Source organism: Paenibacillus agri (genome assembly GCF_013359945.1).
Classification (GTDB): domain Bacteria; phylum Bacillota; class Bacilli; order Paenibacillales; family Paenibacillaceae; genus Paenibacillus_AQ; species Paenibacillus_AQ agri.
In genome coordinates, this window is the sequence record NZ_JABWCS010000147.1 from 1 (window position 1) to 452 (window position 452).

Genomic DNA, 452 nt, shown 5'->3' on the forward strand with positions numbered 1-452 from the left:
AGTCACTGGAGCAGGTACCTTAATATCGCCTGCTGTCAGTATGATCAGCTTGAACGATACCACCTTGTTATTGCTGTCTACTTCATAAATGCCAATGTATCTGTTCGTTGTTGCATCCACGTCAGTGATATCTGCGCCAGGCGTGTACGGATTCGTTACTCCCGCTCCCGTAGGCGCTGCATCCCCTACGTTTGGTGTAGGAATCAGGGTCGAGGACACTTTGGTCACGAGATGGTTACCCGCTCCTACAGGTGTCGTCACCTTCGTCGTATTCGGACCGGTTCCCGGCGATGGCGATGCTGGCAATGTTGGAGCAGTCACTGGAGCAGGCACCTTAATATCGCCTGCTGTCAGTATGATCAGCTTGAACGATACCACCTTGTTATTGCTGTCTACTTCATAAATGCCAATGTATCTGTTCGTTGTTGCATCCACGCCGGTAATATCTGCGC

Annotated in this window: 1 protein-coding gene; it reads right to left on the reverse strand. The window is 50.7% G+C overall.

Going from position 1 to position 452, the window contains the following annotated elements:
* On the reverse strand, window positions 1-452 hold a 452-nt coding region (locus HPT30_RS00740), incomplete at both ends, for a hypothetical protein (RefSeq protein ID WP_175369661.1).